The sequence below is a fragment of the Psychrobacter sp. KH172YL61 genome (assembly GCF_007182895.1).
GTDB classification, from domain to species: domain Bacteria; phylum Pseudomonadota; class Gammaproteobacteria; order Pseudomonadales; family Moraxellaceae; genus Psychrobacter; species Psychrobacter pacificensis.
Map to the genome: position 1 here is coordinate 2,920,872 of NZ_AP019516.1, position 22,868 is coordinate 2,943,739.

Below are 22,868 nucleotides of genomic sequence, written 5' to 3' on the forward strand. Positions count from 1 at the left end.
TCATGAGAAAACAATTTCTTGGTCTTATTCTCTTCTTCAATAAATGATTTGAGTACTATGAAGCTATCGTTACTCGCATCGATATTTATCAAATTTTTATTTGAAAAACCTACAAAAGTCTGTTTATAAACAATTGATTTTAAAAGGTAAAACTCGTGAAACATTTTATAGCAAAATACTGTTACACATTCTGCTTGTTTCTTGGTTTAATGACGGTAATGAATCTTGTTTTTAGCTGATATTGATAACCATCACCTTATAATAATTATGATTGCTATCGCAGTATCAAATGAAAACAGGCTATTTTTAAACAAATTAAAAAGGTTTAGTCATGATAGATGCAGACGGCTTTCGCGCCAATGTCGGCATCATCTTGGCAAATACACAAGGGCAGGTTCTGTGGGCAAAACGTATTGGTCACAACGCTTGGCAATTTCCGCAGGGTGGTATCGACCGCGGGGAGACGCCGATGGATGCAATGTATCGCGAGCTCTGGGAAGAGGTCGGTTTACACCCGCGTCATGTGGACTTATTGGCAGTCACTCAAGACTGGCTGCGCTATCGTCTGCCAAAAACGTTACGTACGCCATGGACAGCACCCCTTATGTATTGGGCAAAAACAAAAATGGTTTTTGCTACGCTTAGATGAGCCGAATACCCAACACATCCGCTTTGATGAAGGGGAAACCTGAATTTGACCATTGGCAATGGGTCAGCTACTGGTATCCACTCGGACAAGTGATTCACTTCAAACGAGGCGTGTATCGTCGCGCCCTACAAGAGCTGGTACGTGAGCTACCCTTAAAGCAAGAGCTGATCTTGCCTGAGCAAAGCAATCATTTGATTCAGTCTTAATCAGTAAAACGTACTTTTATTGTTTGTCATATTACAAAAAGCCTGTATCCAGTGATGCAGGCTTTTTTTGTGTGAATGGTTTTAATAATGATGTATAGGTTCTCGTGAAATCAGTAGAAGTTATCACTGACATTGAATAATAAGTTTTTACTCACTAGCCACTGAATGTGGATACTCTCGACTGACAATGTGAGCGGTGATCTCTGAATCTACCCCGCCATTTTTGCTCAAGGTCAAAATACTCTGGGTTCGTGTTCCATAAGTAGGCTTGCTGATGTCAGCATTGCCAAAGCTCACAGGCTCAATATAGACAGAGGATAAGGTCTGTTCAAGCTCAGTGCTCATCCCTGTATCTGGCAACTGATCATCCGGTGCCTTGGTATTATCTGACAGCACATTGAATGCAGCTGCTTGCCAGTAGCTAGCCGCGCTGTCCTCGGCAATTAGCGGTAGCACTTCTTGGCGTAAACGCCCACGCAACCGCTCGGTCTTAAACCAGCTGTCCTCTGGCTGACCGTTTGAAATCACATGTAATCCTGCATGTAGCGGCGTGGGGGCATGACCGCGGTTATTAACAATGACTGCTTGCCTAGCGTCACCAATAATCAGATTGAAACCCGCATAAGCTTGTAATTCAATCTGCCGTGCAAACGCCATCGGACTGAGCGTACCGGTCAAAAAACGCGTGACCAATTCACCACGAGAACGCTCATTAATACCTGCCTGCACGCCATCACGAAAGTTCAATACGGCGGCCCAGCGTCCATTTTGTTCATAATATTCCGAACTTTGCGTTTGTAACGCTTGCTGATGGATACCCAACCACGTACCGCCACTTTGCTTATCACGCCCTGCATAGATATCCTGATCGGCCCATTGGTGCAGAGGCTCCGTCGGACGCTGCAAAAACTCATCGCGATTGGACAAGAGTACTAATGGCAGCTCGTCAAATAACTGCCAAGCAATGGCGACAATACACATAATATTCCTTTGATAAACGTTTATGGGGCGCGAGATTTTTGGTAAAAATAAACATCATCGCTTAAAACTGATTTGCTGAGCAAGTATCATTTATCGATCACCACTCAATATCTTATTGGCAGGGTAACTGATTTGCGAGGGTTGAGCGTATCGCCTGTGACTGTTTACTCGGCACGTTAAACTCCCACGCTACCATGCCTTGATTGTCATTCCAATTACGCTCGGTGACAGGCGGCGTGTGGGTAACGTCGACTTTAAGACTGTCATCACGGCTGATAGGCTCGCTCCCCAACACTTGCAGGCGCACAGGGCGGTTATGCTGATTGGTAAATTCATAGGCTTGGGTCGTTGTTAGAGTTTGGGTGCGGTTGAGCACGCCTTTTTCCCCCTTGTCTTCATTGATTAGCGCTTTGACCATCATGCTTGGATCACGACCAAAACCAATCCCCCTGCTCTTTTAGCATTTGATAGTTATAGCGCGATTGTCCAACATAGTTGTCATCACGGTACAGCTGTAGTGAGCCATCTACCCACTCTGGCGTCAGGAACGGCGCTGATGCGTACCAATAGGCGGCCGTCTCAACGCTCGGGGTACTACGAACCCACAGCTTACTGCTGCCAGACTGCTCGCCAATGACAGTACGTACTCGCCTGCCACCACTGGGTATCGTCACTCGCTGCGGCAAGCGATATTCAATAATACCGTTTTATTTTGGCTACTGACCGTAAAGTTCGGCAGTGGTGCCATATTTGGTGCTCTAGAATCGTCGCTATAACCTTCTCTGGCAGATACTACGACAGGCGTGTTATCCGACATAGGTATTGCATACTCAACATTTTGGTTTTCTTCATAAAGTGATAGGCGCGGCACATGAGGCAGTCGTCCTGTCGCGCGCTGGTTGGGGTTGGCTGTACTGAGAGTGACAGGAACGTTGGTCCAATTCTCGCCCGTTTGTTGGGCGATAATCGCAGAAGCGGTGATATTTAGGTGCTCGCTATTGGTGTTGAGACGCGCCTGATACGTAGGCTCCCAGCCTGCGCCTTGTACTCTGATAATGCAATTTAATGCTACTTGGCGCGCGACTGGCAGTGCGTACACTCACTTGGGTCACATTACTCGCCGTTGACGTGACACTGCTTGCCATCATCTGATTCAGTGTATCTTGGGCGCTTGCTTGTCGCCGCTCCATCTCAATAATACTTTGGTTAATACGGGTCGCCTGCGCCTCTATATCGCGTGCGTTACTAGCAATCGTACTCGCCGTGTTGACTTGCGTGGCCTTAGTCAAATTTTGCAAATAGGCTTTTGCTAAGCGCGCCGCTTCTAATTCCGCATTAATACTAGCTAAAGTATTTTGCTGTGTTTGTACCTCGGCATCGCCTTGATATTGGCACTGGATTGCTTGCTCTCCTGTTAACTCTTCAATGCTGATTTCACCAATATTGACACCACCTATTGCCTGCACGCTGAGACTGTCTTTATCCATATAAGGTGATAGGCACGAAAATACCACGGTTTGCTCACCGCTACCAGTAATGGGCAATGAGCGTGTCACACTCGCCAGCCCTTGATAGACAGTCACTTGCTCGATACTACTCGTTGCCGCTTGGGCGACGGGTAAACCTAATACCGTACTGCCACCAAGCACAAGTGGCAAAACCATAAGGCGCGATCGTTGCGAGCGCCGTGATGAGGTGCGAGCATGAGCCGTTAGGCCAGACCACTGTGTTCGGTATGCGTTCATATATCTTTCCTTGGGGGTGTGATTAATCATGGCGTCAGCGTAATCTGTTCATGAGATACGTATGTGAAATAATGTCTATTCTATAGGCATTACCGTAGCCGTTTTGCCAGTCTTTGGCAATAAATGCTTTTGTTCGTTGTGCTATTTTGATAATAACGGCTCTTTTTTTGCTACCAGTCTGTCAATTGCACCAATTTTTTATCTCCTTCCCCGTTATGGTGCGCTCTATTAACAATCGTGCACTAAATTAACGAAAATCATAGAAAATATTTAATTATTGCTCAAATATTATACGATTATTGGCATTTTTGACTTGGCACGGAACTTGAACGCTTAATAACTGTTCAGGAGCCATACTTTATCTTTTGTGTCTATTTAGGAGATGTCCATGTTTTCGTTACCCACTTTAGCCAATCCTCAGTTTGTTAATGCTCACCTACATGGCAAAAATCAAATCACGTTTTTCATTATTAGCGATTGCCGTCGTTGGTAGCCTGAGTCTAGCTGGCTGTCAAAAGCCTGCCGAAACTGCGACATCGACAGAGACAACAACCGAAACCACGACAGAAACAACAACCACTCCTGCCGCTGATGGCGACACGATCAAAGTAGGCATCTTGCACTCGCTATCTGGCACCATGGCCATTTCTGAAACTTCCCTAAAAGATACCGCACTGATGACCATTGACGAAATCAATGCCAATGGCGGTGTGCTCGGTAAGCAGCTAGAGCCTGTCGTTGTTGACCCTGCCTCTGACTGGCCCTTGTTTGCCGAAAAAGCGCGTCAGCTGCTTACTCAAGACAAAGTCGATGTGATTTTTGGTGGTTGGACCTCGGTCTCGCGCAAGTCTGTCTTGCCCGTGGTTGAAGAGCTGAACGGCTTGATGTTTTATCCCGTGCAGTATGAAGGACAAGAGCAATCAGAAAACATCTTTTATACTGGCGCGGCGCCCAACCAGCAGGCCATTCCAGCAGTTGAGTATTTGATGAGTGAAGAAGGCGGCGGTGCAGAGCGCTTTGTATTATTGGGTACCGATTACGTCTATCCACGAACTACCAACCAGATTCTAAAGGCATTTTTGAAATCAAAAGGCGTGGCTGATGAAGACATCATGGAAGAGTACACGCCATTTGGTTTTAGCAACTATCAAACCATCGTCTCGAATATTAAAAAATTCTCAACAGGCAAAAAGACGGCGGTGATCTCTACCATCAATGGCGACTCAAACGTGCCATTCTATCGTGAGCTTGCCAACCAAGGTATCAAAGCCTCGGATATTCCCGTCATGGCATTCTCAGTTGGCGAAGAAGAGCTGCGCGGTATCGATACCAGCTTGCTACAAGGACACTTGGCGGCATGGAATTACTTTATGTCGATCAAAAATCCCGTCAATAACGATTTTACCAAACGCTATAAGCAGTACGCCTTGGACAAAAACCTACCGAATGCCGATAAGGTTGTGACCAACGATCCTATGGAAGCCACTTATGTGGGTATCAATATGTGGAAACAAGCCGTGGAAGATGCTGGCACCACCGATGTTGATAAAGTCCGTATTAGCATGGCTGGACAGACATTCGATGCGCCCTCTGGCTACACCCTCAAGATGGATGAAGAAAACCATCACTTATGGAAGCCTGTCATGATTGGTCAAATTCGCGCCGATGGTCAGTTTGATACGATTTTTAAAACGCCAGAGGTCATCCGAGCGCAGCCATGGAGCGAGTATATCCCGAAATAAATGGCTCCCTCAATAAATAGGTGCTGAAAAGCGCATGGTGGTAGCAAGTATGAATAGTCGACCAATATACTATATCAATGAACGAGCCAACGCCTACCCGCTATCTTGAAGTTCAGCACTTATTCTCAAAATTTTAAGTACCTCCAAACCTTATCACGGCTTCTATGACTTACTGCGTTAAGTAATAGAGGACAAGGATTTGTTGTCTGTAAAAACAGGGAGCCGCACATGCAGCACCATACTTTACGCCCATTGTTGGGGCAGATATTATCCAAAAGCAACAATGATCAGCAAGCATTAGCAAAGACATACGCGTCTAGTATCTCAATGGTTGTGCCGCGACGGCTGCTGGTATTAATCGCCTTACTGTTAGCGGCCTTCACCACCATCGTTCATGCAGATGACGGTGCTCAATCGGCAAATATCGCCACTGTGACCTCAGAGTCGATGACCGATGGTAGTGACACGCTGCGCACCAATAATGAGCAGTCATTGACTACCCCGACACAGCCTACGACGGCAGTATCAGGCGATGCTATTCAACAATTTGTGGCGGGCGATTTTAGTCAGCGCCAAGCCATGCTAAGTGCTTGGCCAGGATCGGTTGAGAGTTTGGACAATCTAGTCGAGTTGATTGCTAATGATGAGCTGTATCAAGGCAACCGTGGGCAAACGTATTTGCTCAATGCAGAGGATCAGCTCTTCACATATCCCGACAAAACCGAAACGTCTGATTGGCCAAGCGATTTGTCCCAAGTCACCTTGACCAATACCTTACGCTCGGCGCTTATCTTTGGACAGGCCAAGGTAAAGCTCGAATCTGACAAGCCAGCACAGCGCTTGCAGGCTGTGGAGATTTTGGCAGATAACATTGACCAAGTCGATCCAGCCATTATCACAGCCGCTGCCGCAAATGAGGACAATGCCAACGTTCAAAAAGCACTAACGGCGTTACAGGCTCGTATTGATTTCAAAAATGGCGATTTACCCACTCAGATTGAGGCTGTGAACCTACTCGCTGATAGCGATAATCCGCAGGTATTGGTTGATCTTGAATCTGCCCTTGCATCTGACAACTTGGATCCGACGCTTGAGGCGGCGCTCAGTGATGCCAGAGATAGCGTGGCACGCCGTATTGAGATAAGCACATGGACAGGTCATATTTTCACTGGCATGAGTACCGCCAGCATTTTATTGCTCGCGGCACTTGGCCTTGATTACTTTTGGTTTGCTTGGCGTGATTAATATGGCGCATGGTGAGCTGATTATGATTGGCGCGTATACCACTTATGTGGTGCAAAACTTATTTCAAGCTTATCTGCCAGATATGGTTGGCTGGTATTTGCTTGCGGCGGTTCCCGCTGCATTTTTGGTCAGTGCCATCATCGGTATGATTATTGAGCGCATTGTGATTCGTCCGCTATATGGTCGTGAACTAGAGACCCTATTGGCAACCTTTGGTGTGAGTCTAATCTTAATGCAATTGGTGCGGATGATTTTTGGCGCGCAAAACGTTGAAGTCAGCAATGTGGCGTGGCTCAGCGGTGCCTATCAAGTGTCATCAAGTTTGGTACTGCCTTACAACCGTATTGCCATCATCGTGTTTACCGTCATTGTCGTGGCGCTACTGGTGTACTTGCTCAATAAGACTCGCTTCGGATTATTTATACGCGCCGTCACTCAAAACCGTCAAATGGCACGTGCCGTTGGTATCCCCTTCTGCGCGCATCGATATGATGGCATTTGGTTTGGGCTCTGGACTGGCTGGCATGGCTGGTTGCGCGCTTGCTCAAGTGGGCAACGTGGGTCCTGATCTGGGTCAGACGTATATTATCGATACCTTTTTGGTCGTCGTCGTTGGCGGGGTCGGACAAGTATGGGGCGCGGTTTTGGCCGCCTTGGGATTGGGTGTCAGTGGCACGGTGCTTGAGATTGGCATTGGCGCGGTTTTGGCCAAGATTGTGTTGTTGGTTCTTGTGATTCTGTTCATTCAGAAGCGGCCACAAGGTTTATTTGCGCTCAAAGGCCGCTTTGTCGAATAAGGAGACTCTTATGATACTGACCAAATTACTGTCTGATACAAGGCGTAGCGCCATTTTAATCGGTTTGTGCTTTGCCGTGCTATTGATACTCCCTTGGCTACACTTAATGCCAGAGACGTCACCCTTTCACCTATCCGCCTACTGGATTACCCTGATTGGCAAAATCATGGCATTGGCAATGGTGGCCTTGGCACTAGATCTGGTCTGGGGCTACGCTGGTATTTTTGAGCTTGGGGCATGGTTTATATTTTGCACTGGGTGGTTATGCGTTTGGCATGTACTTAACGCGTGAGACTGCTGGCGATGGCCTGCCTGATTTTATGCGCTTTTTGAGCTGGACTGAGATGCCATGGTATTGGGCCGGCACGCAGCATTTTTGGTGGGCGATGGCATTGGTGGTTTTGGTGCCAGGTGTGATTGCCTTTATCTTTGGTTTTTTGCTTTCCGCTCAAAAATCAAAGGTGTTTATTTTTCTATCATCACTCAGGCCATGGTCTATGCCGCCGCCCTGCTATTCTTCCGTAACGAAACAGGATTTGGTGGCAATAACGGCTTCACGGGCTTTACTACCCTCTTAGGTTATGACATTACTGCTGCCTCAACCCGTTCTATGCTGTGTTTTGTTACCGCCTTGGCATTACTCCTCTCTTACATGGGTCTGCGTTATTTAATGAACCAGCCTTATGGACGCGTATTGGGTGCGATTCGCGATAGCGAAAACCGCTTACAGTATTTAGGCTATCGCACGCTGTGGTACAAGCTCTCCGCTTGGGTATTGTCCGCCGTCATTGCTGGTATCGCAGGTGCGCTCTATGTGCCGCAAGTCGGTATTATCAATCCAAGTGAGATGAACCCTGTGAACTCAATCGAGATGGCCGTTTGGGTAGCCACTGGTGGTCGAGGCAGCTTGGTAGGTGCGATTTTGGGAACAGGTGTGGTGAATGCAGTAAAAACCTATTTTACGGTTGCCTATCCTGAGTTTTGGCTATTGATATTGGGCGGGCTGTTCGTTGTAGTCACCTTATTTTTGCCCAATGGCATCATGGGCTTGTTCGATCGCTTCAAAAAGGAGAAACAGTAATGCTAACTGATAAATCAACACCATCTGAGCAGTCAATCCATGAGTATGGGCGTACTCATGGTGGTACGGGTCGCAGCCACCCAAAGCCAGCAGGCGTCGATTTTAGCCATGGCATTGCGCTATATCTAGAAGAGGTGAGCGTTTGGTTTGACTCGTTTCGCGCACTCAACAATCTGTCGCTCTATATTGAGGGAAGGCGAGCTACGCTGTATCATCGGCCCCAATGGTGCGGGTAAAACCACCCTGATGGATGTCATCACTGGTAAAACCCGCCCTACCGAAGGCAGTGTGTTTTTTGGTCAAACGCATAATCTTGCCAGCCTATCTACCGAAGAAATCGCTGAAGCGGGTATCGGGCGTAAGTTTCAAAAACCCACCGTGTTCGAAAATTTTACGGTAATGGATAATTTGCTACTTGCTGCGCCAAAAGACAAGCGCGTGGTCAAAAGCTTATTCAACAAACTCGATGCCGATACGCGCGATACCCTCAATTCGACCCTTGAGCAAATCCGCTTGACGGACAAAATCAATAAGCCAGCAGGCTTACTCTCTCATGGTCAAAAGCAATGGCTAGAGATCGGTATGCTGTTGATGCAAAGCCCCAAGCTCATTCTGCTCGATGAGCCTGTGGCTGGTATGACGGACGCCGAAACTGAGCATACTGCCGAGCTGTGCCTGCGCCTCAAACAGAACCATACCTTAGTGGTGGTCGAGCATGACATGACTTTTATTGATGCGATTAGTGAAAAAGTCACGGTATTGGCACAAGGGGCGATATTGGCCGAAGGTACCTTGGCGGAAGTGCAAGCCAATGAAGCGGTGATTGAGTCCTATCTGGGTCGATAGTTGGACAATGATTCAATACATCATTAGCCCATAAACCGCGAAACTATGCAAATACCAAGCTATACAAATGCCAAGCTATGCAAATGCGAAACCCTGCAAATATTAAAAATCATTGAAAGATTAGGAGACCGTCATGTTACAAGTCAATGGTATCAATCAATATTACGGCGGCAGTCATATTTTACGAGATGTCTCGTTTACAGCGCCTGTAGGCGCGTGCAGTGTGGTACTTGGACGTAATGGCGTGGGCAAAACCACCTTACTCAAATGCCTGATGGGGATATTACCGATCAAATCAGGACAAATTTTGCTCAATGACCAAGACATCAGCAAACTCTCCCCCGAGCAGCGCGTGCGAGCAGGTTTGGCTTATGTGCCGCAAGGACGTGATATCTTTTCGACACTAACGGTAGAAGAAAATATCTTAATTGGTATGGCAAAGTTTTCACGCGCTAAAGCCAAGCAAGTACCCAAGCATTTATATGATATTTTCCCAGTGCTTGATGAGATGAAACATCGCCGCGGTGGTGATTTGTCTGGCGGTCAGCAGCAGCAGCTTGCCATTGCTCGTGCGCTCGCCTCCGAGCCGACTGTCCTTATTTTGGATGAGCCAACCGAAGGTATTCAGCCGTCTATTATTAAAGATATCGGCCGTGTGCTTCGCGACTTGGCTGACAAAGGGGACATGGCGATTGTACTGGTTGAGCAGTTTTATGAGTTTGCCGAAGAGCTTGCTGACAATTACACCGTGCTCTCGCGTGGCAAGGTCATCTCTCAAGGTGCAGGCGATACGATGGTCGACAACAAGGTACAAGATTTGGTCGCCATTTGATGACTCTTTCTCATACTTAGATAGTCATGCTCGCTCTTTGCCACTGATAATTGTGTCTCTATCTTACGCTGTGCATCATAAGAAACTCTTTATGATCGGTCTAAACCGCTCGCATCACGCCTATAACCCATATCTGCGGCAGTGTATTCATCATATCTCATTACTACCTACCCAAAAACAGGGCATCAAATCAATGCCCTAAATCATCAATACCGCGTGCTTGCCTTGATAGCAATTGTGTATGACCAGCGCTTGAAATTTGCTATTATAGTCAGCACTTTATTATCGATATTATGACACTCTTATGATGATTCATCCTCAGTACGATCCTGTCGCCTTGGCACTTGGGCCCGTCCAAGTCCACTGGTATGGCCTCATGTATTTATTGGCGTTTGCTGCCGCTTACGGTCTGGCATGGTATCGCAGCACCAAGCGTGAGGGCTGGACAACAGATATGGTCTCAGATCTTGTGTTCTTTGGCGCACTGGGTGTCATCTTAGGTGGCCGTGTCGGTTACGTGTTGTTTTATCAATTTGGCGAGTTGCTACAAAACCCAGCCTACCTCTTCAAGGTTTGGGAAGGCGGCATGTCATTCCATGGTGGCCTGATTGGTGTCATGCTGGGGATGCTGTACTTTGCTCGCAAATATAAAAAGACTCCGTTTCAAGTGCTCGATTTTATCGTGCCTTGCGTCCCGACAGGCTTGTTATTTGGTCGCATCGGTAACTATATCAATGGCGAGTTATGGGGCCGTGTCTCTGATGGTGGCTATAACTGGCTCACCTACTTTCCCCAAGCGGCTGGCTTTGATATGCAGCAGCTACAAGCCAATCCTGCGCTACAAGAGGTGATGACCGAGGTCAATGGTCAGTATTTATTGCCTCGTCATCCGTCACAGCTGTATGAAGCCTTTGCCGAAGGTCTGCTGTTATTTTTATTCCTTTGGTGGTACTCATCAAAACCTCGTCCGCGCATGGCAGTGACTGGTGTCTTTATGCTCGGCTATGGCTTGAGCCGCTTTATCATTGAGTTCTTCCGTCAGCCAGACGTTGACCAAGGGTTTATTTTGTTAGGTTGGGTGACCAAAGGGCAAATATTGAGCACGCCGATGATTATTATTGGTCTGTTTTTAATCGGTTACGCTTACAAGCGTGGCATCTACGATTGGGGTAAGCATGCCGCTTATTAAGGTGTCAAGCAATGATTGAACCCATAGAACATTATGCTGTGTTAACACGATACATGCCTTTTATTAAGCTAGTTTCTATGTTGGAAGAAGGCTTCTTTATTCCTAAAGCGAATCTTTTCAGTGACAAATGGGAAGGCGGTTTACACTTATTTAATGGTAAAGAAGATCCGTTTTTAACCAAAGAAGAACTTAAAACTGCCAAAGATTGGATTTACGTAAGTTGCTGGTATGCAAATGAACCAGAGACACACGCCATGTGGAACTCTTACGGAAACTCAGATAACGCTGTAGCAATACAGACAACACAATATGATTTCAAAGCCGCTTATCATGGCTCAAAAATAGATCCAATGTGTTCTTATGTTGGTAAAGTTAAATATCATATGCCAGCGAGCGCCCCAGAGCTTTATGACAATCAAAGTATTCGACCTTGGCTTGGAAACAATAATAATGATTCGAAAGATCCAAAAACTACGTATCCTCGTTTCTATTTATTTCACAAGCATCATGCTTTTTCTTTTGAAAAGAAGCAAGATTTTTATTGATTGACAATGATGCTACAGTGGCAAAAAGCAATGACAAGCTTGGCATTCATCTTTCGGCTAAGCATAGTAGAGAAATGATTAAGAAAATTATATTACATCCTAACTGTTCGGACTGGTTCGAAAATACCATTCGTAAGCTTGTTAAAGACACATACAAACTAGATATTCCAATTTACAAATCATCGTTAGTTGGTCATAAAAGCCTATCTAACTGAACGTTAAAACCTTTTAAATATTATTGAAGTTAAAAAATATGATGAATAGCAACAACGAGCAAGCGTATCTTGATTTGCTGCGCCACGTCTTAGACAACGGTACTGAAAAAGGCGATCGCACGGGTACGGGTACGCTGAGTCATTTTGGCGCGCAGCTGCGTTTTGACTTAGTGGCAGGTTTTCCATTATTGACGACCAAAAAGTCCACTTTAAGTCCATTGCTTATGAGCTACTATGGTTTTTGAGTGGCAGCACCCATGTTCAATATTTGCAGGACCATGGCGTGCGTATCTGGAATGAGTGGGCGACAGCGGAGCAAACCGCACGTTTCAATCGTCCTGAAGGTGAGCTGGGCCCTGTCTACGGTCATCAATGGCGTAACTATGGTGCAAGTAAAGACGCGGACGGCAGCTACAACGATGATGGTGTCGATCAAATCGCACAGGTCGTTGAGCAAATCAAGACCAACCCCAACTCGCGCCGCTTGATTGTATCAGGCTGGAATCCAGGAGAGGCAGAGCAAGTGGCACTACCCCGTGTCATACACTGTTTCAGTTTTTTGTGGCGGATGGTAAGCTCTCTTGCCAGCTGTATCAACGTTCGGCTGATCTTTTCCTATTATACCCCCATAACAATAATGCACAATACGGAGTAATAGATCGTATATAATGCAATACATAACTTAGTCTATGTATTGAGATAGTGATTATTATGGATGTTAAAGTTTGTTCTGATACAAAGTTAGATTTATCTAAGTCTTGTTTACTCAATGAGATTCCAAACTTATCATTGAACAAAACCGTAAAAGTGAATGGTGTTGGAGTATTTGATGATGATGGCAAGATCCTTCCTCTTGTTTCTGAGTATTTGTCGTATCGAACCAAACATCAAATAATCTCTTATAAATCAGCAGTTACTTATGGTAGAAACCTAAGCTACTTCTTAAGTTATATTCGTAGTCGTCCAGATTATGATGACAGTGAATCTGATGAAGTATTTATTACAGTTCCAAAATACGTAATTCAAGAATACCTGACATTTTTAATTCGTGAAGATCATAAGAACTCATCTACTGTTAGAAGTAGAGATGAGACAATACATGCCTTCATCGAATACCTTTGTAGCCCCACAGAAGACCGTGATAAGCTTAGAGAAGATAACCCATATAGCGATGGCTTGCTATCAAAACCACCAAAGCGCACACCCATTAGCTCTTGCACACTTGATGACCTTTTTATATTGATTGAATTTACTGATTCAGAACGAGAAAGAGCTTTACTCCAATTTTTATACGACTCTGGCTTACGTCGTTCAGAACTACCTAGAGTTACTCTTCAGGACTTTAACGATACTAACAACTTCAATTCTGAAAAGTTTATTTCCTCCGATAATGAACAGCCTATCCATGCTGATTACGTGCCTTTAAAAGTCAAAGGAAGTAAAGGCCGTGGTAATCAAATTAAGCCACGCTGGACTTTGCTTAGCTTAGCAACTATCAAACGTGTGCAGAAATATCATGCATCTCCCCCTGTATAAAAAATATGCCCGTAAATATGTAGACCCGTCTAAAACCCCAGCATTTTTTAATGCTAAAGGTACTCCCTACACGCCTAGTGCAATCAACAAATTGCTTGAACGTATAAGTGAACGTGCAATAAAGAAAGGTCGCCTTGATCGAAGCATCTCTCCCTCACAAGTTAAGGCACGGAAATGCTTATTCAATATTGCAGTCAAATGATTTAGGTTCCGATTACTTAGATCGGCTCGTTATTGTGCAAAAAAACTTAGGGCACAACCATCTCCAGACTACACAGATATATACAAGTATCCCCCAAGATATCTATAACAGTATGTGTGATGAGAACGGTGACTTATTAACTAGGGCCGAGAAGATGAGGCGCTTGTCTGAACAAACGCAATTAAGAATTGGCATTAAGGACATCAAATGAAAAACATTGGAATAACCATTGATGAGTTTCATGAGGATTTTCCTGAGCTAGGGATTTTAGGTGCAGACTGTAAAATCGTTGAAGAAAAACAACCAATTAAAGACGCCGAAGCAGCTGTTATAGAATGGGTATCGAAAACAACTGCGGATACAGAAGCATTATGGGAAATACCAATTAGTAAAGCGGATAATACTTTAGGCTTCAGTGTAGCTGTTAAGCATATTCAGAGTGCTGTAGGCGTCTCATACTCTGTTGCACAAAAATATAGGAGTCTTACTACTCCTTTAATTGAAAGGATGATCGAAGAAGGGATTCTAATAATACCAAGTGAAAGCTACGAAGCGGCTGGCATCGAAAACACTAGAAAACTTTTGAATTGGTACAGAAAGCTAACTGTAGAGGAAAAGCACACTTTACCTATTTTCGGCAACAAAATTTCGATAGGAAAAATGTCTCCAGAACAACTACCTATAAAAAAAGAATCCTTAAGATTTAGTGTTGTTAAAGATGCTTGGGAATTCATTCACAAAGACTTAGAAAAAATTGGAATTATTGATCCAAATTATAGAAGCGTTGCTGAAAGAACAAGCGAAGCGAATGTCAATAGAAGAAATCATAGTGAAAGTCAGATAGAGCGTTTTCATAGACTCGCAGCAAGAGAGCTAAATGCAGCTGATGACTTCTTCCCTCCTTCAAAATTAGAACCGTTTATTCAGGTTGAGCAACTGTTTGCTTGTAGTAGCAAAACTGTCTCTTCAAAATCAGGCAAGAGTAATTATAGAGTTGCGAGTAGTTCATTTATAGAGTTCTTATCTAAACTGTATGGAAATAAACCCTTTAGAATCGTAACAACTTTTGATGAATACCTATTATCTAGATATCGGAAATATTTAGAGGACAAGGTAATAAATAAAGAAATATCAAGTTATCATGCAAATACAGTTTTGAGTTCAGTCCGTATAACATTGAATCGGCTGACTCAAGTACGCGATATAGAATATAGCTTTTTCAATATAAATGGATTTGCTACAACTAGAGAAACAGATGTTAAAAAGCCATTTACAATGAACGAGCGACTTCGAATATTAGAGGCTATTGAAAAGGATTGAGCGAATCTAGAAAAGCCCTCAAACCTTATAAGAAAACGGGTTTAGGCAGCAATCCTTTGGACGAAAAGGGTTCAGTCATTAGAGGCCTTTCGACACTAGAGAATGCGCGATGGCTCTTTGAAAACCGCTTAATGTGTAAGCCAGTTCATTACAATACAGCTAAATCACCTATTGAGAAGTCTTTCTTAAGAATTATTAATGATTCAGATAAGGGTTTGATAGAGGTATACAACGACTGGGGCATTACCCCAATGATAAATATGGATACACTAACGCCTTACGTTTTAAGGCTTGCTCAAATTACTGGTTTAAATGCAAATCCTTTACTTTCTCTTGATATAAACGATTATGTAGATTCCCATCCGGCAACATCGCGGCCTTGTCTTAGATATTGGAAAGAAAGGTCTGATGGTCATAAAGAATACCACCTCGATCTTTTTAATGCAGAACTGACATGGCTTACGTCATCTCAAGCTAAGTCTATAAAAATTATTTTTGAAGAATTAGTCCAATTGACGAGTAGTTTTCGACAAGATATTGAAGATGATGCCTTTAAAGATAGGTTGTTCATCTATCAGTCGAATAGTACAAAAAAGCACGGCAGAGTATCTCCACTATTAGGGAAACAAAGAAAAAAATGCAAAAGCATTGGGAGCTAGTTTGTCCAGGTTTGTTAAGAAATATAATTTAAAAAATGATGCAGGAGATCCCCTAACTCTTACAATAAGTCGGTTTAGACCAACATTTGTTAGTGAGATGCTTAGAAATGGCGTAACTGTACGTGAAATTCAACTCATGTTGGGTCACTCCTCACTCCAAACAACTCTCGGTTATATAGATTCTCTAGATTTTAACTCCATGAGTAGAATGAAGATAAATGATGAATTAGAAGAGATACATCAATCGACTCTGGATAAAAAAGTTGAGAAAGTGCCAGAAGATATAGAGTCCAAAAAAAATGATGAGTTGGTAACAACCTTTCATACTCCCTCTAGCTGAATGCAGAAATATTTTTGACCCACCAGATTTTGTAAAAAATCTTTCATCCTACATACCTGGTACTCCATGCTCACAATATAACAAATGTTTGGGTTGTGACAATGTCATTATTACAGCTAAGAATCTGCCTGAAATTTTTGCAATGAAGCGCGACTATACGCTTTTGAAAGAGCACTCCCGTGTCATGGATACACCCTATGGGCATGTTATTTCAGAGAATTTAGAACTGATAAAAGGCATCACAGAACCAGAACTATCTAATTTTTCCTTAGAAGAATTAGAAAATGGACGGCGTTTAGCAGAATACATTGAAACGACCACACTAGTTGATGGAGTAATCTAATGGACTATGAAAAAAGCTGAATGTATTAACAGGTTTTGCAGAACATCGTTTATATGTTTTAGATGCTCTAGACCATGCGACAGTTCAAAAGAAGAAACAACTTCAAAATAATTACACAGATGACATAGAGTATGTGACGTACCTTATGGACAAACCTGTATCGAAATTATCAAAGTTTTCTGACGACTTTTGGGACTTTAATGACGACTATCCTAATGCTGCACGAAATGTTCAGGGCGCAAAGCTCCGCATTAGTTTTTCAAAGTATACAGATATCCCAAGATTCGTTTTAATAGAAATAAAAATCATATTCGAGTTGGCCTTGCTAAACAATTCGATTTTCAAGCTTCAAAGTAAGGAAGGCCAAAGTCGAACAAAAAAAGTCTTAAAAGCAAACTCTTTAATTACAATTTTTGAAAATGGATTAACGTTTATTAGTGAAATATTTAAGCAGGCATCTCATGAGTTAGGCTATGAGTTTGTTCAGGAAAAAATCAGAACACTGTCCGATATAACACCCGAACTGTATTCCAAAGCCGCTGAAAACTATGATCGTATAAAAGATATAGAGCTAGATAAATTTTTCAAATATCTACGCAGCCCAGCGTCGGTTCAGTATGTATTTGAAAAACCTATCGCTTATGTAGAGTTAAATAGCCTAAAATGGAAGAAACTCGCTAATACTAATAGTTCGAAAAAGAACAAGTACTGCCAGATCTGGTATTTGAATCTCTCTCGAAAATGGCTTCCTTTATCATAGTTGACTTTTTAAGTGCTATAGGAGCTTCAGCAAAGATATCAGATCCTAACTCTTTAGAACGTTTCAATACGAGCGAATATTTATCATGGGCAAACAAAGAAAGAGTAACCCACGAAATTTTCAACGCCTATATTGCTATTAGATTAAGAACCAAAGGTTATCCTCCGAGTTTCGTTACAAATATAGTCAAACCTTATAATTGGATGCTTAACAAAGACTCTAATGTCATGGGTGGAACGACTTTACGTAAAGAATTGAAAAACGTGGTTACAAGTTAGATGATCTTAGAGAATACTTTAACCTCGTAGCGTATGCATGCACATATGTAGTAGGCCAGTATACAGGTATGAGACCATCTGAACTATCAGAAATAAGAGTTCAAGATTGTTCGTGCTTAGTTCAAGATGATGGCGTTTGGCTTATTGAAAGTACTGTTAAGAAACATAAAGATGAAATTAGTACAGGCTTGTTTGACGACAGATGGGTAGCTATACCGATTGTTAAAGATGCAATATTAGCAGCATCGTATATTTCAAAAATTAAAGTTTCACCTTACTTAATTTCTAATGTAGATACTGTTAAACCAGGTAGCTCCCCCTCAGTCGATGGCTAGTAAGGGTATTACACATCAAATGAATAGTTTTATAGGCCAACTGTTAGGCAAAAACATTGCTGATGAACTGAAGTTTAATCCTTACATGCTAAGACACACATTAACATATCAATTGTTTAAGGCTGAAGTTGGATTGCCTCTTATATCGTTTCAATTGAAACATTTTGTAGAGAGCATCTCTAAGTACACATCTACTGGCGCTACCTCGTCAGTTACGTTAGGCTACGGTGATATAGGTGAGATGCTGTCAAAAGACGGTAACCGAAAAGGTGATACGAAATCACTGCGCCGAGCAGCTGAATTAGATGCTATTAAAACTGCCCATAATCCAAATGGTACATATTATGGTGGTAAAGCGAGTGAGCATAAAAAGGTCTGATCAAGACGTTTAGTGGATATATAGCTGAAGGATACACAGAGGATGAGGTTTATGAGGCTATGGTAGATCAAGGGGTTGCCATGGTCTATATGGGACAAGGGCTTTGCTATGGTGGTAGAGCAGAAGAGTATGACTCAAGCCTACCATGTATTGGTTCACTACGTTGTAATCCAGCTCGATGCAAACAAGCCGTTGTAACTACCAAGCATGCTCCCAAATGGCGTGAAGTTTACATGTTAAATAAGAATAACCTCAATAAACCAGAATATTTGGAGTCTCGTGAACAAATTCTAGCAGCAATGAACGAGGCCAAAATGGTATTGGAAAATCTTGGTGAGGCAATCGAACTATGAGTAATGAAGCTTATGATCAAAAAAATAATGATGACTATGAAGCAATTACTTCTGCTCTAAATACTGCCCTAATAGATCTTCAAAATAACAAAAACTAAAACCCACTATAGCGCAACTTTCGAAGATGACTGGTATTCATCGAAATACTATTACAAACCGTGGTTGGCCTGTCCAAAAGCTAAATCAGATCAAAGATATCAGAAAAGCTGAAGAGAAATCGCGTAAAGAAAAAAAAGCTATAGATAACGCTGATGTTAAGAATGCGCTTGAAGCAAAAATGATTCAAGCACAAAATGAGGTTATCTACTGGTTTAATGAATATCAAGATATAAAAAGAGTCGCTCAACACTCAGATAAACGGTTACAAAAAATGAGAGAGTCACGAGATTTTTATAAAACACAATCTGATACAGATAAAAGGTCGTTATTAGAAGCTAGACAGGAGATTAAAAAACTGAGACAAATGTTAGCTTTAAAAGATGCAACACCGAACCAGCTGATGCACTAATCTATCGAAAACTACCTATGCTATAAAAAGTATAAACTTAATTTCCTTGTACTTAAAAGCTAGCAAGAGCTTAGCTAACAAATATATACCTTATAGCATAAATCACATATATTAATACTTTATGCCTAACAGAAATTTATCACTTTTCTCAGCTTTCACTTTATGCTGATATCAAACTGAGAATGGATACGCGATAGACTCATGATACTGATACCCTTCCACTTCAAAATCGTCCAATGTTACCCATGTCTCAATATCTTCGAGAGACTTAATTTCAGGGTTAATGTGAAGTTTAGGGGCTGGATACGGTTCGCGTTTTAATTGCACGTCACGCATTAATTGTAATTGATCTTCATAAATATGTGCATTTACGATCTTATGATAAGCTTTTCCGGCCTCGTGGCCCGTAATTTGAGCCATGAGAGCTAGTAAGGTAAACACTTGAATCTGATTAAAATTTTGACCTAATGGTACATCACATGAACGTTGTGATGAAGTCAAATAAAGCTTGCCACCTAACAACGAAAATGTATGAGTATGCATACAAGGACGTAAACATCCCATATGAAACTCACCTGGATTGTAGAAGGTTAGAATTTCACCTCGGTCATCAATACCGTTTCGCAAGTTATCATAGATCTTATGAAGCTGGTCAAACTCCTCTCCTACTGAATTACGCCACCTGCGCCCCTGTACACCATAAACTCGGCCCATATCATCCTTACCTTTACGATAAGGATTAGCTAACCAAGCTTCATTTTCATTGGCATTAGCGTTCCATGTATTACATCCAATAGCTCGAAACTGAGCTGCGCTATCATAACCACGTAGATACCCTAATAATTCTGCGATAGCTGCTTTCCAATAACTCTTTCGAGTAGTTACTAAGGGAAACTCATTAGCTCCTACATTGTAGTTTAAATCAGCATTAATAACGGTTAAGCAGCGTTTTCCAGTCCGTTCATTCTCGACCCATACACCCTCATCAACTATACGTTGACATAAATCTAGATACTGTTTCATTCAATAACCTTAGTTGGACTACAAACTTATCTCAAAAGGTGATTTTTGTTGAACTGCGTGGACAATACATTTTACCTTTTGATTTCATTGAGCATTATAAAGTTTCAAGGCTCAATTGTACAAACCTGTTCGTAACAACTAATTGTCTTAATAACTTATCAACAGGCTATGCCCCAATGGATCCAATGAAACCGAATCATTCTATCTAAAACCATTTACCATAATGCAGCTTTATGAGAAAGGTCAGGTTTTTAGAGTTTTATAGCTTCTTTAAGCGTAGCTCATAGCCAACCCATAAAAAACGAAAGTAGTGCAACTGAGATAAACCCTATATCATCATAAGTGTGTTGTGATTTCAAATAAACAGCAGATTCATTGATAAAACCCTCATCAGTATGCCGCCGCTTTATACTGGTTAGGCAATTTTAATGATAATAAAGCCGCGATTGCCACAAACGCACTCGATATCCAAAGACAAGCCTCTAAGCCAAACTCTTGGTAGACCCAACCTGACAGCACCGTGCCAATCAATCTGCCCATCGCGTTTGCCATGTAGTAAAACCCCACATCCAATGACACGCCATCACTATCAGCATAGCTGACGATGAGGTAGCTGTGTAACGAAGAATTGACGGCAAAAACCACACCAAATATCAGTAAGCCAATAATAACCGATGCTTGAATATAAAAATCAAAATATAAAGCCAGCGCGATCGCCGCAGGAATAAACGTCAGATAGCTTGCCCACAAAAGGCTGCACGACCCGTTGGCAACACGCCTTTTTTCTTGCCCGTAAAGTAAGGCGCAACCGACTGGACAATGCCATAACCGATGACCCAGCTTGCCATAAAACTGCCAACCCACCAGTGACTCCAGTCAAAAGTCGCTGCCAAAAAACACAGGGAGGGCCACCACAAACCAAACGTCTCTTGCCCCAAACAAAAACATGCGGGCAGCGGAGAGGATATTGATAGCAGGGCTTTTAGAAAAATGTCTTTAAATTTAGGTTTGTTGGTGGCTTTGCCGATGTCTTCTTTTAAGACTATTAAACTAAACACCCAGACGATGGCCAAAAGTGATGCCATCAGTATCATAGCGCCTTTAAACCCAATCAAGGTCAGTAGCAAACCACCGATAAAAAAACCCACGCCTTTTAGCGCGTTTTTAGATCCTGTGAGTAATGCCACCCATTGATAAAGCTTACTCTCAGCATCTTTTGGCACTAATAATTTGATGGCGCTTTTGGCACTCATTTTATTCAAGTCTTTGGCGATACCTGAGAGCGCTTGGGCGATCATCACATAAACCACAGTCAGCATATCCGCAGGCACAGCAAGCATGGCAAGGGCGACGATCTGTATGGCCAACCCAATATTCATGGTTTTGTTGAGCCCAAGACTGGTGCCAAGCCAACCACCAACCAGATTGGTGATAACCCCAAAGATTTCATAAAACAAAAATAGCATCGCAATGCTTAACGGACTATAGCCTAACTGATAAAAATGCAACACAACGAGCATTCGTAATGCGCCATCCGTTAAGGTAAATGCCCAATAGTTGCCAGTGATGACTAAGTATTGCTTCACTTGCGACGATAAATCCGTAACGGATAGCAGTCCCATGATTAACCCTTATCTGCTAGACCAACCATTTGGACCAATTCAGCCGTTCTATTGGCGTAACCCCACTCATTGTCGTACCAAACGTAGAGTTTTACTTGGGTGTCATTGATGACCATCGTCGATAGCGCATCGACGATACTTGAACGAGGATCGGTTTTGTAATCAATCGATACCAGTGGACGGGTCTCAAAGCCCAATATGTCTCTTAGCTCATTTTCAGATGCTTGTTTGAGTAGTTCATTGACTTCCTCAACCGTGGTGCCACGCGCCACTTCAAACACAGTCGGTCAGCGAGGCGTTGGCTAAAGGCACACGGATGGCATGACCGTTTAGCTTGCCTTTTAGCTCAGGAAAAATATGCGTGATGGCGGTTGCAGAACCCGTTGTAGTCGGGATAAGGCTCATACCGCAAGCACGTGCCCGGCGTAAGTCTTTATGCGGTGCATCTAGTATCGTTTGGGTATTGGTGATGTCATGAATGGTGGTCATCGAGCCATGCTTGATGCCGATTTTTCGTGTATCACTTTAACCACAGGCGCTAGGCAGTTGGTAGTACAAGATGCAGCAGTAACAATAGGATGAGCTTCCTTGTCGTATAAATGCTCGTTTACACCCATAACGATATTTAACACGCCTTCTTCTTTGACGGGGGCTGTGACAACGACGCGTTTGACCCCTTGGTCTAGATACGCTTGTAGTAAAGCCTTGGTTTTTATCTTTCCTGAGGCTTCGATGACCACATCGCATAGTGACCAGTCGGTGTCTTCGGTCGCTTTGTTTTGTGTACAAGGAATGGCTTTGCCATTGATAATCATGGACGTACCTTCGTGAGTGGCGTCGTGATGCCAGCGACCATGCACAGAATCAAACGTCATCAAATGCGCAAGGGTCTTGGCGTCACCCGCCGGATCATTGATGTGGACGATCTCGATGTCGTCCCAATCAAATGCCGCGCGCATGGTCAAACGTCCCATACGTCCAAAACCATTGATACCTACTTTGATTGTCATAAAATTGTCCTTAATGCTGTTTAAAACCATCAGAAAAATGGTGTAAAACGTTCAGTGTTATTTAAGTATGAATAATGGGTTATTTACAAAAACTGGCTCTATCGGGGCGGTTTTGCATCGCATCTAA

At 43.0% G+C, this 22,868-nt stretch carries 24 protein-coding genes and 6 pseudogenes; 20 read left to right on the forward strand and 10 right to left on the reverse strand.

The genetic code is table 11. The annotated features are described in order from the left end of the window. The first annotated feature begins 331 nt into the window (after window positions 1-331). Window positions 332-855 (forward strand): annotated as a pseudogene (locus PKHYL_RS15525) (RNA pyrophosphohydrolase). Window positions 856-1,002: 147 nt separating this feature from the next. Here PKHYL_RS15525 and PKHYL_RS15530 read toward each other — a convergent pair. The 5 genes from PKHYL_RS15530 to PKHYL_RS15550 form a co-directional block, all read right to left on the reverse strand. After that, window positions 1,003-1,836, reverse strand: coding sequence for an NRDE family protein (locus PKHYL_RS15530; protein WP_058023526.1), 834 nt, complete (start codon window positions 1,834-1,836; stop codon window positions 1,003-1,005). A 112-nt stretch (window positions 1,837-1,948) separates the two neighbouring features. Next, the gene (locus PKHYL_RS15535) at window positions 1,949-2,257 is read right to left on the reverse strand and encodes a DUF4139 domain-containing protein (RefSeq protein WP_240365550.1); all 309 of its coding nucleotides are present in this window, start codon (window positions 2,255-2,257) and stop codon (window positions 1,949-1,951) included. A gap of 7 nt (window positions 2,258-2,264) precedes the next feature. Further along, the gene (locus PKHYL_RS15540) at window positions 2,265-2,510 is read right to left on the reverse strand and encodes a DUF4139 domain-containing protein (RefSeq protein ID WP_240365551.1); all 246 of its coding nucleotides are present in this window, start codon (window positions 2,508-2,510) and stop codon (window positions 2,265-2,267) included. After that, window positions 2,507-2,935: a DUF4139 domain-containing protein gene (locus PKHYL_RS15545; RefSeq protein WP_240365552.1), complete on the reverse strand. Its 429-nt coding sequence runs from the start codon at window positions 2,933-2,935 to the stop codon at window positions 2,507-2,509. Before PKHYL_RS15545 ends, PKHYL_RS15540 begins: the two co-directional genes overlap by 4 nt. Beyond that, window positions 2,832-3,581, reverse strand: coding sequence for a DUF4140 domain-containing protein (locus PKHYL_RS15550; protein WP_240365553.1), 750 nt, complete (start codon window positions 3,579-3,581; stop codon window positions 2,832-2,834). Before PKHYL_RS15550 ends, PKHYL_RS15545 begins: the two co-directional genes overlap by 104 nt. A gap of 440 nt (window positions 3,582-4,021) precedes the next feature. On the opposite strand from PKHYL_RS15550, the gene urtA reads away from it, so the two are divergent. The 19 genes and pseudogenes from urtA (at window position 4,022) to PKHYL_RS15645 (ending at window position 19,086) form a co-directional block, all read left to right on the forward strand. After that, complete coding sequence (urtA, locus tag PKHYL_RS15555) at window positions 4,022-5,323, forward strand: urea ABC transporter substrate-binding protein (RefSeq protein WP_240365554.1); 1,302 nt, start codon at window positions 4,022-4,024, stop codon at window positions 5,321-5,323. Between the two features lie 447 nt (window positions 5,324-5,770). Further along, window positions 5,771-7,365: pseudogene (gene urtB / locus PKHYL_RS15560) on the forward strand (urea ABC transporter permease subunit UrtB). 10 nt (window positions 7,366-7,375) lie between these two features. Then, window positions 7,376-8,446, forward strand: a pseudogene (gene urtC, locus PKHYL_RS15565) (urea ABC transporter permease subunit UrtC). Window positions 8,447-8,481: 35 nt separating this feature from the next. Then, window positions 8,482-9,292: pseudogene (gene urtD / locus PKHYL_RS15570) on the forward strand (urea ABC transporter ATP-binding protein UrtD). A gap of 133 nt (window positions 9,293-9,425) precedes the next feature. Further along, window positions 9,426-10,124 carry an urea ABC transporter ATP-binding subunit UrtE gene (urtE, locus tag PKHYL_RS15575; protein ID WP_071002818.1) on the forward strand — a complete coding sequence of 233 codons (699 nt, stop codon included), beginning with the start codon at window positions 9,426-9,428 and terminating at the stop codon, window positions 10,122-10,124. 304 nt (window positions 10,125-10,428) lie between these two features. Continuing rightward, complete coding sequence (gene lgt, locus PKHYL_RS15580; RefSeq protein WP_071002817.1) at window positions 10,429-11,313, forward strand: prolipoprotein diacylglyceryl transferase; 885 nt, start codon at window positions 10,429-10,431, stop codon at window positions 11,311-11,313. An 11-nt stretch (window positions 11,314-11,324) separates the two neighbouring features. Next, on the forward strand, window positions 11,325-11,858 hold the full coding sequence (locus PKHYL_RS15585) for a hypothetical protein (RefSeq protein ID WP_240365555.1): 534 nt from the start codon (window positions 11,325-11,327) through the stop codon (window positions 11,856-11,858). A 256-nt stretch (window positions 11,859-12,114) separates the two neighbouring features. Then, window positions 12,115-12,572: pseudogene (gene thyA, locus PKHYL_RS15590) on the forward strand (thymidylate synthase); the annotation flags it as partial. 62 nt (window positions 12,573-12,634) lie between these two features. After that, window positions 12,635-12,742: a thymidylate synthase gene (locus PKHYL_RS15595; RefSeq protein WP_240365556.1), complete on the forward strand. Its 108-nt coding sequence runs from the start codon at window positions 12,635-12,637 to the stop codon at window positions 12,740-12,742. A 42-nt stretch (window positions 12,743-12,784) separates the two neighbouring features. Next, complete coding sequence (locus PKHYL_RS15600) at window positions 12,785-13,609, forward strand: hypothetical protein (protein WP_240365557.1); 825 nt, start codon at window positions 12,785-12,787, stop codon at window positions 13,607-13,609. A 409-nt stretch (window positions 13,610-14,018) separates the two neighbouring features. Further along, entirely contained in the window at window positions 14,019-15,131 is a 1,113-nt protein-coding gene (locus tag PKHYL_RS15605) for a hypothetical protein (RefSeq protein WP_240365558.1), read from the forward strand. Continuing rightward, window positions 15,128-15,790, forward strand: a complete 663-nt coding sequence (locus PKHYL_RS15610) for a hypothetical protein (protein ID WP_240365559.1) — start codon at window positions 15,128-15,130, stop codon at window positions 15,788-15,790. Before PKHYL_RS15605 ends, PKHYL_RS15610 begins: the two co-directional genes overlap by 4 nt. Window position 15,791: 1 nt before the next feature. Beyond that, window positions 15,792-16,130: a site-specific integrase gene (locus PKHYL_RS15615; RefSeq protein WP_240365560.1), complete on the forward strand. Its 339-nt coding sequence runs from the start codon at window positions 15,792-15,794 to the stop codon at window positions 16,128-16,130. An 88-nt stretch (window positions 16,131-16,218) separates the two neighbouring features. Beyond that, window positions 16,219-16,473 (forward strand): hypothetical protein, encoded by a 255-nt coding sequence (locus tag PKHYL_RS15620; protein ID WP_240365561.1) that lies wholly within the window; start codon window positions 16,219-16,221, stop codon window positions 16,471-16,473. Window positions 16,474-16,618: 145 nt separating this feature from the next. Next, entirely contained in the window at window positions 16,619-17,233 is a 615-nt protein-coding gene (locus tag PKHYL_RS15625) for a hypothetical protein (protein WP_240365562.1), read from the forward strand. 346 nt (window positions 17,234-17,579) lie between these two features. Beyond that, complete coding sequence (locus PKHYL_RS15630; protein ID WP_240365563.1) at window positions 17,580-17,846, forward strand: hypothetical protein; 267 nt, start codon at window positions 17,580-17,582, stop codon at window positions 17,844-17,846. A gap of 19 nt (window positions 17,847-17,865) precedes the next feature. Then, entirely contained in the window at window positions 17,866-18,225 is a 360-nt protein-coding gene (locus tag PKHYL_RS15635) for a hypothetical protein (RefSeq protein ID WP_240365564.1), read from the forward strand. Between the two features lie 59 nt (window positions 18,226-18,284). Next, window positions 18,285-18,578 carry a hypothetical protein gene (locus tag PKHYL_RS15640; protein ID WP_240365565.1) on the forward strand — a complete coding sequence of 98 codons (294 nt, stop codon included), beginning with the start codon at window positions 18,285-18,287 and terminating at the stop codon, window positions 18,576-18,578. Between the two features lie 124 nt (window positions 18,579-18,702). Then, window positions 18,703-19,086, forward strand: coding sequence for a hypothetical protein (locus PKHYL_RS15645; protein WP_240365566.1), 384 nt, complete (start codon window positions 18,703-18,705; stop codon window positions 19,084-19,086). Between the two features lie 171 nt (window positions 19,087-19,257). Here PKHYL_RS15645 and PKHYL_RS15650 read toward each other — a convergent pair whose 3' ends face one another. The 5 genes and pseudogenes from PKHYL_RS15650 to PKHYL_RS15675 form a co-directional block, all read right to left on the reverse strand. After that, window positions 19,258-20,109: a thymidylate synthase gene (locus PKHYL_RS15650; RefSeq protein WP_036600623.1), complete on the reverse strand. Its 852-nt coding sequence runs from the start codon at window positions 20,107-20,109 to the stop codon at window positions 19,258-19,260. 390 nt (window positions 20,110-20,499) lie between these two features. After that, window positions 20,500-20,859, reverse strand: a complete 360-nt coding sequence (locus tag PKHYL_RS15655; protein ID WP_240365567.1) for a hypothetical protein — start codon at window positions 20,857-20,859, stop codon at window positions 20,500-20,502. Next, entirely contained in the window at window positions 20,841-21,731 is an 891-nt protein-coding gene (locus tag PKHYL_RS15660) for an MFS transporter (RefSeq protein ID WP_240365568.1), read from the reverse strand. Before PKHYL_RS15660 ends, PKHYL_RS15655 begins: the two co-directional genes overlap by 19 nt. A 2-nt stretch (window positions 21,732-21,733) precedes the next feature. Next, a pseudogene (locus PKHYL_RS19090) lies at window positions 21,734-22,220 on the reverse strand (hypothetical protein). Beyond that, window positions 22,217-22,741: a glyceraldehyde 3-phosphate dehydrogenase NAD-binding domain-containing protein gene (locus tag PKHYL_RS15675; RefSeq protein WP_240365571.1), complete on the reverse strand. Its 525-nt coding sequence runs from the start codon at window positions 22,739-22,741 to the stop codon at window positions 22,217-22,219. Before PKHYL_RS15675 ends, PKHYL_RS19090 begins: the two are co-directional and overlap by 4 nt. Window positions 22,742-22,868 lie beyond the last annotated feature (127 nt).